Source organism: Pseudomonas sp. B16(2017) (assembly GCF_002113205.1).
GTDB lineage: Bacteria > Pseudomonadota > Gammaproteobacteria > Pseudomonadales > Pseudomonadaceae > Aquipseudomonas > Aquipseudomonas pharyngis.
In genome coordinates, this window is sequence record NZ_NEKA01000004.1 from 14,535 (window position 1) to 29,786 (window position 15,252).

General features: G+C 58.5%; 12 protein-coding genes. 7 read left to right on the top strand and 5 right to left on the bottom strand.

The window, feature by feature from the left end:
• Positions 1–31 precede the first annotated feature (31 nt).
• Complete coding sequence (locus tag CAG25_RS07700; RefSeq protein ID WP_085610238.1) at positions 32–397, bottom strand: response regulator; 366 nt, start codon at positions 395–397, stop codon at positions 32–34.
• Positions 398–661: 264 nt separating this feature from the next.
• On the opposite strand from CAG25_RS07700, the gene CAG25_RS07705 reads away from it, so the two are divergent.
• Genes CAG25_RS07705 through CAG25_RS07725 form a run of 5 tightly spaced genes read left to right on the top strand, consistent with a single transcriptional unit; the run spans position 662 to position 7,206 of the window.
• Entirely contained in the window at positions 662–4,153 is a 3,492-nt protein-coding gene (locus CAG25_RS07705; RefSeq protein ID WP_085610239.1) for a response regulator, read from the top strand.
• On the top strand, positions 4,153–4,986 hold the full coding sequence (locus CAG25_RS07710) for a protein-glutamate O-methyltransferase CheR (protein ID WP_064596454.1): 834 nt from the start codon (positions 4,153–4,155) through the stop codon (positions 4,984–4,986). Before CAG25_RS07705 ends, CAG25_RS07710 begins: the two co-directional genes overlap by 1 nt.
• Positions 4,983–5,576: a chemotaxis protein CheB gene (locus tag CAG25_RS07715; RefSeq protein ID WP_064596456.1), complete on the top strand. Its 594-nt coding sequence runs from the start codon at positions 4,983–4,985 to the stop codon at positions 5,574–5,576. The genes CAG25_RS07710 and CAG25_RS07715 overlap by 4 nt, the downstream gene beginning before the upstream one ends.
• Positions 5,570–6,784: a hybrid sensor histidine kinase/response regulator gene (locus tag CAG25_RS07720; RefSeq protein ID WP_085610240.1), complete on the top strand. Its 1,215-nt coding sequence runs from the start codon at positions 5,570–5,572 to the stop codon at positions 6,782–6,784. Before CAG25_RS07715 ends, CAG25_RS07720 begins: the two co-directional genes overlap by 7 nt.
• A 44-nt stretch (positions 6,785–6,828) precedes the next feature.
• Positions 6,829–7,206, top strand: coding sequence for a response regulator (locus CAG25_RS07725; protein ID WP_007954537.1), 378 nt, complete (start codon positions 6,829–6,831; stop codon positions 7,204–7,206).
• A gap of 38 nt (positions 7,207–7,244) precedes the next feature.
• Here the strand turns inward: CAG25_RS07725 and CAG25_RS28795 are convergent, their stop codons facing one another.
• The 4 genes from CAG25_RS28795 to CAG25_RS07745 all read right to left on the bottom strand — a co-directional run bounded on the left by CAG25_RS28795 (position 7,245) and on the right by CAG25_RS07745 (position 12,733).
• A complete protein-coding gene (locus CAG25_RS28795) occupies positions 7,245–7,826 on the bottom strand; it encodes a hypothetical protein (protein ID WP_256575321.1) in 582 nt (193 codons plus the stop codon).
• A 553-nt stretch (positions 7,827–8,379) separates the two neighbouring features.
• Complete coding sequence (locus tag CAG25_RS07735; RefSeq protein ID WP_085610242.1) at positions 8,380–10,050, bottom strand: ATP-binding protein; 1,671 nt, start codon at positions 10,048–10,050, stop codon at positions 8,380–8,382.
• On the bottom strand, positions 10,047–11,549 hold the full coding sequence (locus tag CAG25_RS07740; protein ID WP_085610243.1) for an ATPase domain-containing protein: 1,503 nt from the start codon (positions 11,547–11,549) through the stop codon (positions 10,047–10,049). The genes CAG25_RS07735 and CAG25_RS07740 overlap by 4 nt, the downstream gene beginning before the upstream one ends.
• Positions 11,550–11,677: 128 nt before the next feature.
• Positions 11,678–12,733, bottom strand: coding sequence for a tetratricopeptide repeat protein (locus CAG25_RS07745; protein WP_085610244.1), 1,056 nt, complete (start codon positions 12,731–12,733; stop codon positions 11,678–11,680).
• Between the two features lie 192 nt (positions 12,734–12,925).
• On the opposite strand from CAG25_RS07745, the gene CAG25_RS07750 reads away from it, so the two are divergent.
• Positions 12,926–15,061 carry an FUSC family protein gene (locus CAG25_RS07750; RefSeq protein ID WP_085610245.1) on the top strand — a complete coding sequence of 712 codons (2,136 nt, stop codon included), beginning with the start codon at positions 12,926–12,928 and terminating at the stop codon, positions 15,059–15,061.
• On the top strand, positions 15,051–15,251 hold the full coding sequence (locus CAG25_RS07755; protein ID WP_039768281.1) for a DUF1656 domain-containing protein: 201 nt from the start codon (positions 15,051–15,053) through the stop codon (positions 15,249–15,251). Before CAG25_RS07750 ends, CAG25_RS07755 begins: the two co-directional genes overlap by 11 nt.
• Position 15,252 lies beyond the last annotated feature (1 nt).

The following is a 15,252-nucleotide window of genomic DNA, read 5'->3' on the forward strand; positions in this document are numbered from 1 at the left end:
AAAGCTTCATTCAGACATTGAAGTCTCGTGCTCAGGATTGCCCGAGAACGGCTTTGACCTTGTCTCGCAGTTGATCAATGGAAAATGGCTTGCCGATCACATGCATGTCCACCGGTACTTCAATGGTCTCGGCATAACCGCTGGCAAACAGAATCGGCAGTGCGGGGCGAATATTGCGGGCTTCGGTGGCCAGTTGACGGCCATCCATGATCGGCAAGCCGACATCGGTCATCATCAGGTCGATGTGCTGATTCGTATCCTTGAGGATTTCCAGCGCCTGCTCGCTGCCATCTGCCTCCAGAACCTTGAACTCCAGCTCCTCCAGCACATCGACGATCAGCATGCGCACGATGGCATCGTCTTCTACTACAAGGATGGTGGACACAGGGTTGGACATAATGGCGGCTCTCAAGAATGGGGGACGGGGCGCCGGTCGATCAAAAATGCCGGGCTCTTGCATGAGTAAGTGGCGCATAGCCACAAGTTCCCGACTGCATACAAAAAAAGGATAGGCGCAAACGGGCGGGCAAGGATAACTGTTGGGCCCCGATTCGGCGTAGGCAAATGTAGGAAAACAGTATTAAAGCTGTGAGAAAAATGGATCCATGGTGCCGTTTTGGGGCAAACTCCCTGGTTTTCAACAGTTCGACAAGGCTGCCACATGTCCTCTCCGTCTTCGGTTGATGAGCAACGGTTTCGCAAACTCCTGAGCCGCAACGTCAGTTTGCCGTTGGGCGTCGGCGTCATCAGTGCCGTGTTCTTCATTTCATTGATCACCTATTTGTTGTCTGTGATCCAGTGGGTGGAGCACACCGACCGGGTGATCAATAACGCCAACGAAGCGGTGAAACTCACCGTGGATCTGGAAACCGGAATGCGCGGGTATCTGCTCAGCGGCGACGAGCATTTCCTCGATCCGTACGAAACGGCCAAGCCTCGCATCGCCGTGGCTCTGAATACCTTGCTCGAACTGACTGCGGACAATCCGGCTCAGACCGATCGCCTGCGTCGACTTCAGGCGCTGCAAATCGAGTGGGCGACCTATGCGCAGTCGATGATCGATCTGCAACGCGCCAGTGGCGATTACAAATCGGCGGTCAAAGCGGGGAAGGGCAAGCGCCTGACCGACGAAATACGTAAACAGTTCGAAGATGTGATTGAAACCGAACAGTTGCTGCGTGCCTCCCGTAATGAGGATGTGCGCCGCACCACGGTCTGGAGCATCAGCCTTTATCTGCTGTTCGTGGCGGGCATCAGCGGTCTGTTGGCCTATGTCGGTCGGCGCGATCTGCTCAACCTGTCGCAAAGCTATGGCGCGACCCTGGCGGCGCAAGAGGCCAGTGCAAAGCGTCTGGAACAGCAAGCCTGGTTGCGCAACGGCCAGACTCAGCTCGCCGAGCAAGTGCTGGGGCAACTGACGGTCAATCTGCTGGGGCGCAATATCCTGCAGTTCTGCGCCCAGTACCTCGGCACCGCCGTGGCCGCGCTGTATGTGCGCGAGGAACATGGCGGCCTCAAACGCGTGGCGACTTACGGATTCTCCCGCGAACAGGAACAGCAGAATCAGTTGATCTACAGCGATGAAGGCCTCGTCGGGCAGGTCGCCCAGCAGGCTCGGCTGATCCGTCTCGACTCGGTGCCATCCGATTACTTCAAGGTCAGCTCCGGTCTGGGCGAAGGCCTGCCGCACAGTGTGCTGGTGGTGCCGACCAGTGATGACGAGCGGGTCAACGGCGTGATCGAACTCGGGTTCCTGCGTCCGCTCACCGACCGTGATGTGGCGCTGCTGGAACTGATCGCCGGCAACATCGGCACGTCCATCGAAGCGGCGCGTTATCGCCAGCGTTTGCAGGAAATGCTGGCTGAAACCCAGCAACTCAATGAAGAGTTGCAGGTGCAGCAGGAAGAGCTGAAAACCGCCAACGAAGAGTTGGAGGAGCAATCGCGGATTCTCAAGGAATCCCAGGCGCATCTGGAAACCCAGCAAGTCGAGCTGGAACAGACCAACGAGCAACTGGCCGAACAGGCCCAGACTCTGGCCGAGCAGCGCGACGCCATGGACCAGAAGAACACCGAGCTCAATCTGGCCCAGGTGCAGCTCGAAGAGCGCGCCGAAGAGTTGCAGCGCTCGAGCAAGTACAAGTCTGAATTCCTCGCCAACATGTCCCACGAGCTGCGCACGCCGCTGAACAGTTCGCTGATTCTGGCCAAGCTGCTGGCAGAAAACCCGCAGGACAATCTCAGCGCCGAGCAGGTCAAGTTCGCCGAGTCGATCTACTCTGCCGGCAACGATCTGCTCAACCTGATCAACGACATTCTCGACATCTCCAAGGTGGAAGCCGGCAAACTCGAGGTGATGCCGGAAAACACCAGCGTGGCGCGCCTGGCCGACGGCCTGCGCAGCGTGTTCGAACCGCTGGCCGCGGACAAGAAACTGACGTTCACCGTCGAGTTGCAGCCCGATGCGCCCATCACCTTGTTTACCGACCGCCAGCGTCTGGAGCAGGTGATCAAGAACCTGCTGTCCAACGCCGTGAAATTCACCGAACAGGGCACGGTCAGCCTGACCATCGCCGGCCAGCCGGACGATCACATTGCCTTTATCGTGCGCGATTCGGGGATCGGGATCGCAGCGGATCAACAGGAAAGCATTTTCGAGGCCTTCCGTCAGGCTGACGGCACCACCAACCGCAAATACGGCGGCACCGGATTGGGTCTGTCGATTTCCAGGGATCTGGCGACGCTGCTGGGTGGTTCGATCAGCGTCACCAGTGCGCCGGGGCAGGGCAGTGTCTTCACCCTGGTGCTGCCGCAGCAATACCGCGAGCCGGGCGACGCGCCGGTCGCGCCGCTGACGTTCAGCCCGCCCGCTGCCGCTCCGGTCACTGCACCCGCCGTGACGGTTTCGCCGCTGGCCTCTGTCGACATTCCACGTTTCAACGATGACCGCAATAAAGCGCCGTTTGATACCCGCTGCATTCTGGTGGTGGAAGACGAGCCGAATTTCGCCCACATCCTCTATGACCTGGCCCATGAACTGGGCTATCAATGCCTGGTTGCCCACGGTGCCGACGAAGGTTATGACCTGGCCAAAGAGTTCGTGCCGGACGCGATCCTGCTGGACATGCGCCTGCCGGATCACTCGGGCCTGACCGTCCTGCAGCGTCTGAAAGAACACGCCGAGACCCGGCACATCCCGGTGCACGTAATTTCCGTGGAAGACCGCGTCGAAGCGGCCATGCACATGGGCGCCATCGGTTACGCGGTCAAGCCGACCACTCGCGAAGAGCTCAAGGACGTGTTTGCCCGTCTCGAAGCCAAGCTCACGCAGAAGGTCAAACGTGTGCTGCTGGTGGAGGACGACGATCTGCAGCGGGAAAGCATTGCCCGCCTGATCGGCGATGACGACATCGAAATCACCGCTGTAGGCCTGGCGCAGGACGCACTGGAGCTGCTGCGCACGACGATCTTCGATTGCATGGTCATCGATCTGAAGCTGCCGGACATGCTTGGCAACGATCTGCTCAAGCGCATGTCCACCGAGGACATCTGCTCGTTCCCGCCGGTCATTGTCTACACAGGGCGCAATCTGACCCGCGACGAAGAAGCCGAACTGCGCAAGTACTCGCGTTCGATCATCATCAAGGGCGCACGCTCGCCGGAACGTCTGCTGGACGAGGTCACACTCTTTCTGCACAAAGTCGAATCGCAGTTGTCCCATGAACGGCAGAAGATGCTCAAGACCGCCCGCAGCCGCGATAAGGTCTTCGAAGGACGCAAGGTGCTGCTGGTGGACGACGATGTACGTAACATTTTCGCCCTGACCAGTGCGCTGGAAACCAAGGGTGCAGTCGTGGTGATTGGCCGAAACGGTCGCGAAGCGATTGAAAAACTGAATGAAGTCGAGGACATCGACCTGGTGCTGATGGACGTGATGATGCCGGAAATGGATGGTTTTGAAGCCACCATGGAAATCCGCAAGGATCCGCGCTGGCGCAAGCTGCCGATCATCGCGGTGACGGCCAAGGCCATGAAGGACGATCAGGAGCGCTGCCTGCAGGCGGGTGCCAATGATTACCTGGCCAAGCCCATTGACCTGGATCGCCTGTTCTCGCTGATTCGCGTGTGGTTACCCAAGATGGAACGCATTTAGTGGAACGTAGTAATTCCGTTGAGCGGAACAGTGAAATCGAACTGCGGTTGCTGATCGAGGCGATTTATCTCAAGTACAGCTACGATTTTCGCGATTACTCCGGCGCCTCGATCAAGCGCCGTGTGCAACATGCGTTGAGCCAGTTCGAGTGCGCGACCATCTCGGCCTTGCAGGAGAAAGTCCTGCATGACCCGACGGCGTTCATGCAGTTGCTGCAATTGCTGACGATCCCGGTCAGCGAGATGTTCCGCGATCCATCGCACTTCCTGGCGATCCGTCAGGAAGTGGTGCCGCTGCTCAAGACTTATCCGTCGATCAAGATCTGGATCGCCGGTTGCAGTACCGGCGAGGAGGTCTACTCGATGGCGATCCTGCTGCGCGAAGAAGGCCTGCTTGATCGTACGATCATCTACGCCACCGACATCAACCCGCGCTCGCTGGACAAGGCCAAGCAAGGGATCTTTTCGATGGAAAACGTGCGTGCCTACACCGCCAACTATCAGCAGGCAGGCGGCCAGCGTTCGTTCGCCGACTACTACACTGCGGCCTATGGCTACGCGATTTTCGACAAGAGCCTGTGTGAGAACGTTACGTTCGCCGATCACAGCCTGGCGACCGATAGCGTATTCTCCGAAACTCAATTAATTTCATGTCGTAATGTATTGATTTACTTCAATAAAAAACTTCAGGATCGAGCTTTCGGGTTGTTCCATGAATCGTTGTGTCACCGTGGATTCCTGGTGCTGGGCAGCAAGGAAACACTCGACTTCTCAGGCTATGCCAACCAGTTCGAACCCCTGGTTAAACAAGAACGGATTTACCGCAAATCATGAACAGTGCCGCGGATTTGCCTCGGGTCGAGGCGATTGTGGTCGGAGCTTCCGCCGGTGGCGTCGAGGCGTTGCTGACCTTGCTTGGTTCGCTGCGGGCCGGGTTCGGGCTGCCGATCATCATCGTGCTGCATCTGCCGGAAGAGCGTCGCAGTCAGCTCGTCGAGGTATTCGCCCGGCGGCTGGCGCTGCCGGTCGCTGAAGCCATCGACAAACAGGACATCATGCCCGGCACCGTGTATTTCGCCACGCCGGGTTATCACCTGTCGGTGGAGCAGGATCGCAGCCTGTCGCTGAGCCTTGAAGACCGTTTGCATCATTCGCGGCCTTCGATCGATTTCCTGTTCGAATCCGCCGCTGATGCCTACGGGCCGGCGCTGGCCGCCGTGCTGCTGACCGGCGCCAACCATGATGGCGCGCGAGGCCTGGCCCAGGTCAAACGCCGGGGCGGCCTGACCGTCGTGCAGGATCCGGATGACGCACAGGTCGATACCATGCCTCGCGCGGCACTGAAAACGCATCAACCGGATTACATACTTCCCATACACGGCATCGGCCGTCTGCTTGTCGAGCTGGAACGAATCGCATGCTGAGTAATATCCAGGCAAAACTGCTGATCGTCGACGATCTGCCCGAGAACCTGCTGGCCCTCGAAGCGCTGATCAAACGTGAGGATCGCACCGTCTACAAAGCATTGTCGGCGGACGAAGCACTGTCGCTGCTGCTGCAACACGAATTCGCCATGGCCATTCTTGACGTGCAAATGCCCGGCATGAACGGCTTTGAACTGGCCGAATTGATGCGCGGTACCGAGAAAACCAAGAACATTCCAATCATCTTCGTCAGCGCCGCTGGCCGCGAACTCAATTACGCGTTCAAAGGCTACGAAAGCGGGGCAGTGGACTTCCTGCACAAGCCGCTGGATATCCATGCGGTAAAAAGCAAGGTGAACGTGTTTGTCGATCTGTACCGCCAGAGCAAGGCGATGAAGCAACAGGTCGAAGCGCTGGAGCAGAGTCGTCGCGAACAGGAGGCGCTGCTTCAGCAACTGCAAAGAACCCAGGGCGAACTGGAGCAGGCGGTACGCATGCGTGACGATTTCATGTCGATCGTCGCCCACGAAGTGCGCACGCCCCTTAACGGTCTTATCCTCGAAACCCAGTTGCGCAAGATGCATCTGGCCCGGGACAACGCCGCCGCGTTCACCCTCGACAAAATGCACGCGATGGTTGACCGCGACGAACGCCAGATCAAAAGCCTGATCCGGCTGATCGAGGACATGCTCGACGTCTCGCGGATCCGCACCGGCAAGCTGTCGATTCGACCGAGTCGCTTCGATCTCGCGCAGTTGGTGAGCAACTTGCTGCAAAACTTTGCGCAACAGATCGAGGCGGCGGAAACCACCGTTTCCTTCGAAGCGGAGAGTCCGGTCGAAGGCTGCTGGGACGAGTTTCGCATCGAACAGGTGATTTCCAACCTGCTGACCAATGCCTTGCGTTATGGCGCTAGAAGCCCGATTCAGGTGCGCGTCTATCGCCAGGGCAACCACGCACGGGTCGAGGTTCAGGATCACGGCATCGGCATCAGCGAGGAAAATCAGAAACGCATTTTTCAACAGTTCGAACGGGTCTCCGCCAAGACGGTGGTGGCCGGCCTCGGACTGGGTCTGTTCATCTCCGAACAGATCGTCGCCGCCCATGGCGGCTTCATCGTCGTCGAAAGCAAGATCAACGAGGGCGCCCTGTTTCGCGTTTGTCTGCCGCTCCAGGAAAACGGCGAAACAAACGCAACCTCTGAGTGACCGCACGGTCGTATCAGCAGCTATTGACCGAACAAAGGCTTCCCATGAGCGTAGATGCACAAGATGTAGTACTCGTCGTCGAGGACGAACCGGTGATCCTGATGGTGCTGACAGACTATCTGTCAGGGCAGGGCTATCGCGTATTGCAGGCCGAGAACGGCGAGCAGGCGTTCGAGATTCTGGCGAGCAAGCCGCATCTGGACATGTTGATTACTGATTTCCGCTTGCCTGGCGGAATCTCCGGCGTGCAGATCGCCGAGCCCGCCGTCAAATTGCGCCCTGATCTGAAGGTGATTTTCATCAGCGGCTATCCGCAGGAAATCCGCGAGACCGGCAGCCCCATCACCCGCCGGGCGCCGATCCTGGAAAAACCGTTCGATCTGGATGTGTTGCAGGAGAAGATCCAGGAACTGTTGGCCTGAGGCGTGCTGCGATGCAAGATCGCAGCACGCCAGTATTGCTAATGAACCTGATCCGCAGCGCTGTAGGTGAACGCAGCATCGGCATCAGTCGTAGCGGGTAACGTCAGCTTTATGATCGGGACGACTTTCCCTCCCGTCTTGTTGAAGAAATCCTTTTGATCATGCTGAGCGCCCGCCAGTCCACCTGGCAGGTAGTAAAACGCCTCAATGGGAAGTTCTTCCGGGATATTTTGTGGCCAGTTGGCGAGAATCAATTCACTGTAGTCGTATGCACCTGCGAAGTAGTTTTTCAGGTTGTGCGCGCGAATGGTCTGATAAAACGAATCGGCCGCCAGGTTGTTCATTGAGTCTTGAACATCGAATGGACATATGTTCCATTTTCCAGAGTTGATATTGGCCACCCACTGCTCTGCGGTGGTGATGCCGATGGTTTGGCAACGACGACTCCTGTCAGGTGAATAAGGGTGTGCTCCACAACCAGGCTTTTCTCTCAACTGCGTTGCTCCATCCCGCGGGTAGGCACACAAAATTTGAATTTGTCGGCTGCCTACCGGACGGGACAGAACCGGGTAGAAAATAAACCCGCTGGTTTGTCCAAAAACGAGGCTTTTGAACTTCATGTCTTTTCTCAGGTAGGTAAACGACACGCCTCCACTTGTTTGTGAGTGGGGGCTAGGATTCCAGGTGGAATATGCGTTTGTGAACGAGGGTACGGTCGAACGCAGGACAATCCCTGTGCATAGAAAGGAGGGCATCGATTCGGAGCCACAATTGCGTCTGAGGTCGTTGTAACGTGCGGTCAGATCAGACGCAACCTGTCTGCCTGTTTGCGCAGAACTGGAAATCGTATTGACAGCACCCATTGTGCTTTCAGGTTCTTTTACCTGTGCTTGTTCCCGGCTCTCACACCCCCCCAAAGTCAATACAAACACCAATGCCAGTAAACAGTGCTTGTTCATTTTTTTGCCTCTCATGCTATAGGGCGTTTTTTGAGAGAACAGCTCTCTCGAAGGGAGAACCAAAAAGCATTTAGGTGAGTGATTCAAACAGGGGCAAGTGCAGTTGAACAGCTGTCAAAGTTGACAGGTTTCAAGCATGAAAAAGCGGCCTATGCTGCACAGTTGGCCGCTTATGAGAATTTACCGTCCGTCAGGATGGACAAGCAGCAAAGCGTCACCCGCGAATCATCTCCCGCACCTTCGCCGTCAGCAGATCGAAGGTGAACGGCTTGGTGATCATCTGCATCCCGGAATCAAGGAACCCGCCGCGCACAGCGGCGTGTTCAGCGTAACCGGTAATGAACAGAACCTTCAGGTCGGGCCGGTATTGCCGGCCGATTTCCGCCAGTTGCCGGCCGTTCATGCCCGGCAGGCCGACGTCGCTGATCAGCAGATCGATGCGTTGCTCCGAATCCAGAATCGGCACGGCACTGTCGGCATCGCTGGCCTCGACAAATCCATAACCCAGTTCGCTCAACACTGCACTGACCAGCACCCGCACGGCCGGATCGTCTTCGACGATCAATACGGTTTCGCCTTCCACGGCGTCGGGCGCCTGCTCCGCGTGCGTTGGCGCGTGAGGCAACGATTCGCCCTGGAAGCGCGGCAGATAGAGTCTGACGGTAGTGCCCTCGTCGATTTTGCTGTCGATCGAGACGTGGCCACCGGATTGCTTGCTGAAACCGTAGATCATCGACAGACCCAAGCCGGTGCCCTGGCCGATCGGCTTGGTGGTGAAAAATGGGTCGAATGCGCGATTGATCACGCTCTCGGGCATGCCGCAACCATTGTCGGTCACGCTCAATAGGACGTAATCGCCGGGCTTCAGGTTGCTGTAAGCGGCGGTGAAATCGCTTCCCAGCACCTGATTGCTCGTCTCGACTACCAGATTGCCGCCGTCGGGCATAGCGTCGCGGGCATTGATAACCAGGTTGAGCAGGGCGCTTTCCAGTTGATTGGGGTCGGCCTCGGCTACCCATAGCTCCTGGTGCAGGCGCATGTCCAGATGAATGCTTTCGTTGAGGCTGCGTTGCAGCAACTCGCCCATCGATTGCACCAGATCGTTCATTTTTACGGCTTTGGAGTCCAGGGACTGGCGTCGGGAGAAAGCCAGCAGGCGATGAGTCAGGCCGGCGGCGCGGTTGGCCGAGGTCACGCCGAGATCGATCAGGCTGTCGAGATCCTCCGTCCGGCCACGCGCCAGTCGACGGCGGATCAACTCGAGGCTGCCGATAATGCCGGTCAGCATATTGTTGAAGTCATGGGCGATACCGCCGGTCAATTGCCCGACCGCTTCCATTTTCTGCGACTGGCGCAGCGCTTCCTCGTTGTGCCGCAGCTGGGCGGTGCGTTCTTCGACTTGTTGCTCGAGGGTTTCCAGAGTCGATTGCAGGCGTCGTTCACTCTCGCTCAGATCGATCAGGCGGTCGCGGGCTTCGTACTGTCGTCGTCGACCGCGAAGGGCGGTGGAGATCAGGCTGACCAGGGTCACCGGATGGAAAGGACGTTCAAGAAACGTCACGTTGCCCAGCAATTTGCTCAACTGCGACGAGGGTCCCTGTTGGGATCCTCCGTGGTGGGTCAACAACACAATCGGCAGATCCGACCAGGCGGGCTGTTGATCCAGATACGCCAGCAGGGTTTCCAGATCCGGGCCCAGCAAGGCTTCGGAAGCAATCAACAGCAACCCGGCACCGGGTTCGAGTTCGGTGCAAAGCGTTCTGAGGTCGGGAGTGATCAGGCCACCGTAGCCCGCTTCGTTGAGGATCATCAGCGCAACCTGACTGTCGCGCCCGAGGGGGGCGAGGATCAACGCCCGTTCCGACAGTGGTACGGTGACTGTCACAAGAAATCGTCCTTAAGCAGCGGATTGCTCGCGCCGAGGTAGGTCGGTACGCCGCGCAGCACCCCCTGAAAGGCTTCCAGTGGTTCGCCGATGGTCATGCCTTTCGTGGAAATGCGGTATTCGCGAATGGTCGATTCATGGCTGCCGGTACGTTTCTTGATGATCGAGATGGCTCGGCGCACCTTGCCGATCGCTTCGAAGTAGCGCAGCAGGATTACGGTGTCGGCCAAATAGGTGATGTCCACCGGCGCCTGCATGTCGCCAACCAGACCGTGTTGGGCGACGGTCATGAAGGTCGCGGCGCCCTTGCGGTTCAAGTACAGCAACAGTTCGTGCATGTGCAGCACCAAGGCGTTTTCTTCCGGCATCGCGGCCTGATAACCGTTGATGCTGTCGATCACCACGGTCTTGATGTCTCTTTCGTCGACGCAGCGCCGCACACGATGGGAGAACTCGCCGGGGGAAAGTTCGGCGGCGTCGACCTGTTCGATCAGCAGGTTGCCGGACGCTCGCAGAGCCTTGAGGTCGATGCCGATGTTTTTCATGCGCTCGAACAGCTGCTCCAGCTCTTCATCAAAGATGAACAGGGCGGCTTTTTCCCCGCGTGACACCGCTGCGGCCGCGAAGATCATCGAGATCAACGACTTGCCGGTGCCTGCCGGGCCCAGGATCAATGTGCTGGAGCCGGTTTCGATGCCACCGCCCAAGAGCGCGTCCATTTCTTTTATTCCGCTGGACAGCTGCAGACGCGGGTAATCGCCCCGATGCTCGGCCGCCACCAGACGGGGAAAAACATGCACGCCATCACCCATGATGGTGAAGTCATGATAGCCGCCGCGGTATTTTTGGCCGCGATACTTGACCACCCTGACGCGACGGCGTTCGGCGCCGTAGTTGGGCGTTAATTCCTCGAGCCGGATCACGCCGTGGGCAACACTGTGCACGGTCTTGTCGAGGGATTCGGTGGTCAGGTCATCCAGTAGCAGCACCGTGGCGTCATAGCGCACGAAGTAATGCTTGATTGCCAGAATCTGTCGACGGTAGCGCAGGGAGCTTTGCGCGAGCAGGCGAATCTCTGAAAGGCTGTCGAGTACCACCCTGGTCGGCTTGAAGCGTTCGACCACCTCGAAAATCTGTTTGGTCGCCTCGCCCAGCTCCAGATCCGAAGAATACAGGAGACTCTGCTGATGCTCGGCGTTGAGCAGGTTTTCCGGGGGAGTCAGCTCGAAAATTTCGATATTTTCGCCCAGCTCCCATCCGTGGGAGGCCGCGCCCTGACGCAGCTCATGCTCGGTTTCGGAGAGCGTAATGTACAAAGATCGCTCACCGGCACGGGCGCCGGCCAGTAAAAAATGCAACGCGACCGTGGTTTTACCGGTTCCAGGCTCACCCTCCAGCAAGAAAACGTGACTGCGGGACAGGCCACCGGCGAGGATATCGTCCAGCCCTTCGATGCCGGTGGCGGCTTTTGCACTGATCAACGCGTTCGATGTAGACAAAAAATGCCCTCTCATGACTAGGGAAAACGAGGCAGCGGGCGCCGGACGCCGTTTGGCACTGCCTGATTACTTGACCTTTTGCCGAGTCGGCGGTTCCGAGTTTCTTGCTGGATGTGTCTTGAAAGGCGCTAGAGGCCTTGCTGCAACGAGGGATCGTCAGGGTTCATCTGTTCGAGTTGGGCCAGCAGAATCTGCACGTTCTGCAACTGACCGCTTTCTTTCCAGTAGTTGATCAGCAACACCCGCGCCTTGCGGTCGGCGGGGTGACGCTGGACGATTTCCTGCAACTGCTTTTGCGCCGCCTCCAGTTCTTCGGCGCTGTGCAGGGTGGTAGCAAGGTCGTAGCGGTAGTCCTTGTTGTCGGGCTCGAGTTCTACGGCTTTGGACAAACCGAGCAGGGCGTACTCGCGTTGATCGTGATGCAGCAGCCAGAGGCCCAGGGCATGTTGCAGATAAGCCGAATCGGGCTGGGCCTTCAATTGTCGGGCGAGCAACTGACGCGCGGCGTCGCTCTGGCCCTGGCGATCGAGTACTTCGATCTGCATCACCAACGCCGGCAGATTGCCGGGATCCAGGCGCAGGGTCTGCTCCAACGCTTGCTGCGCCTGCTTGAACTCCGCATTGTGCAGATACAGGCGCGCCAGTTGGGCATAGTTGGCGGCGCTTTCCGGCTGGCTCTTGAGCGCCTCTTTCCACATGTCGATGCCTTGCTGCAACGGCGCGAAATACAGGCCCAGTTGATCCGGAGACAAACCGAGCAGGGCGTTGATTGCAGCAAAGCGTACGGTTTGATCTTCATCATCGAGCAACGGGCCCAACAGCAAACTGCGCTGACCGCCAGGCACCAGGCCCGTCACGCTTTTGATTGCGGCCAGTCGAACGTCCGGCGATTCGTTTTGCAGATCGGCGTCCGCCAGTTTCAAGGCCTGCGGGCTCGGGTAGTTGGGCAGCTCGGCGTGCAGCCAGACACGCCGTTTGACCGACAGATCCGGGCGCCCCAGCTGTTGGTATAAAACCCGCGCAGCCCCCGGTTGACCAGCACGCGCGGCGGCCAGCGCTTCGCTGTAACCGTGTTTGATCGCTTCCGGCACAACCGGCGCAGTGCTGCGCAAAGACAGCCAGGCGACGATCAGGACCAGCGCAAGGCCGAGGCTGATGAGCAAATAGCGGCGAGACTGAGGCATGCGAATTTCCGAAAATTTCGTTTTGCAGCGGAGGTCGCAAGCTTCTGTCAGCTCGCGCCGTGAGTCAAACACTGTGCCTGATATGACCTACTACAAGTGCTGAAACGCCCTACGAGCTTTGTGGCTCCCGTAAACCATCAAATCCTTAATACAGTGACTACGCTTGCAGAAGTTGTTTCGACGAGGCTATCCATGCAGTCCCTGCTCATTTATTTCAAGGCGCTGATCCACCCCGGTCAGGCAGTGCTGCTGTTTGGTCTGCGCACCATCGTCGCCGGATTGCTGACCTTGTACCTGGCGTTTCTGTTCGATCTGGATCAACCGAAGTGGTCGATCATGGCCGTCGTTATCATCAGCCAGCCACTGGCCGGGATGGCGCTGGCACGCAGCTTCGGGCAAATCATCGGGACGACCCTTGGCGCGGTGGTGGCGGTGGTGCTGATGGCAATTTTTCCCCAGGCGCCGTTGCCGTTCATCACGACCCTGGCCTTATGGCTGGCGCTGTGCACGGCGGGCGGCACGCTACTGCGCTACACCAGTTCCCAGGCGTTCGTGCTTAGCGGATATACCGCTGTGGTAGTGGCGCTGCTGGCGATTCCGGATCAGGACGGCACCTTTTTGCTGGCGGTGACCCGGGTCACCGAAACCTTGTTGGCGGTAGCGTGCGTGTGCGTTGTCAGTCTGTTGACGGCGCGGCCCGAGGCGGTGTCGCGCAACTATTTTGCAAAGGTCGATCAGGTGATCAGGCTGGTTGCCACCCATGCCGCCGCTGTACTTCGCACCGAAGAAAGCGAAGCGGACTTTCAGCGCCGGCAAATGCAGTTGTTGGGGGAAATCAGCGCCCTTGAAGGCCTGCGCCGGCATTTGTATTTCGACGCCCCGCGTCTGCGCAGTGCCAACAATCTGGTGCTGTTGCTGGGTAATCAACTGATGCTGCTGACCTCACGCCTGACCGCGCTGCGTCACCAGCGGGAGCTGCTCACCGAGCGATGGGAGGGCGATCTGCCGCTGGAGATCCAGCAATTGCGTGCAGAAGAACTGGCACTGCTCGACCAGCTCGCACTGCAAGGGCGCTCATTGCCGGCAGAGGCGCGGCACCAGTTCGTCGCGCTGCAACAGCAGTTCGAAGGGCTCGCCTACAGGGCCGAACAACTGACCGAAGACATGAGTGCAACCCTGCGTTCGCTGGCGTGGGCACTGCGCTGGGAGCAGGCGCGGCTGTTGCAGCAGTTGGAGCAGATTCTCGAACTGAGCGACGCGATACAGGAAGGACGCGAAGCCAGTTGCATGTTTCGTGGCCAGTCCAGCCCCTTGCACCTGGATTTCACCCTCGCGACGATGAATGCCATCCGCGCTTTCAGTGCGTTGCTGGTGGCTGGGCTGATCTGGATCGAGACCGCTTGGGACGGCGCGCGCGGCGGCATGATTCTGGTGGGGATTCTGTGTTCGTTGATGGCGACATTTCCGCGTCCCTTGATCGCTGCACAGAGTTACGCCCGAGGATTGGGACTGGCCTTGGTCGTCTCAGCGTTCTATCAATTCATGCTGGTCCCGGCGATCAGTGATTTCGAAATGCTGGCCTTGCTGCTCGCGCCTCTGCTGTATGTGATCGCGGTCGGACTGGCCAACCCGGCCACCACCGGTATCGGCATGGGCCTGGGGCTGTCGAGTTTCCTGATGCTCGGGCCGCAGAACGTCGGCACCGGGCAGAACACCGCAATTCAATGGTTCGAATTTGCCGGAGCCTACGTGAGTGCGGCGATGCTGGCTCTGATTGTTTATGCCTGGATTTTCCCGTTCCGCCCGGCTCTGCGCATCCGGCGCTTTTACAACGAAGCGCGGGAGCAGGTCTACCAACTGACCAAGAGCCCGGCCACCGATGAACAGCAATTCGCCTTCGAAAGCCGCATGGTTGATCGCCTGACCTCGATGCTGGGCGTGTTGCCGGCCGCCAACGAACGGGACATGCAGCGCCTGTATGAAATCAGCCTCGCCTGTGTAGCGCTGGGCGTGGCCATGCACCAGCTCAGGCAACAGGCGCAAAACAATGCTCTGCTTACGGACGATTTGCATAGGCAGCTGTCGACGGCATTGCGTCAGACCGGCCGTTTCGTCGCCGGCCGACCGGATGTACGCCTGACACCTTTACTGGCTACGCTGCATGCGCTCGGCGATGAGCTGGATGCCTTGCATGTCGCCACCCATGAGCACTTGTGGTCGGTATTTCGCATGCGCGTGGCCCTGTTGATCGTGGTGTCGTTTCTGGAACGACATGGCGAGCATTTGCAGCCCGACCGTTCTGAAGGAGAGCCCATTCTTGCCCATTGATTTCGAGATCGGCGGCGTTTACCTGCCGCCAATCGCTCAGGCCTTGTTGCTGGCCATACCGGTTTTTCTGCTGCTCGACTGGGGTTTGCGCCGGCTCGGCGTCCTGCGTTTTGTCTGGCATGAGGCGCTGTTCGAAGGCGCCCTTTATGCCTGTGTGTGCGCCGCACTGATTCTGCTGATGGGAGCCTGAA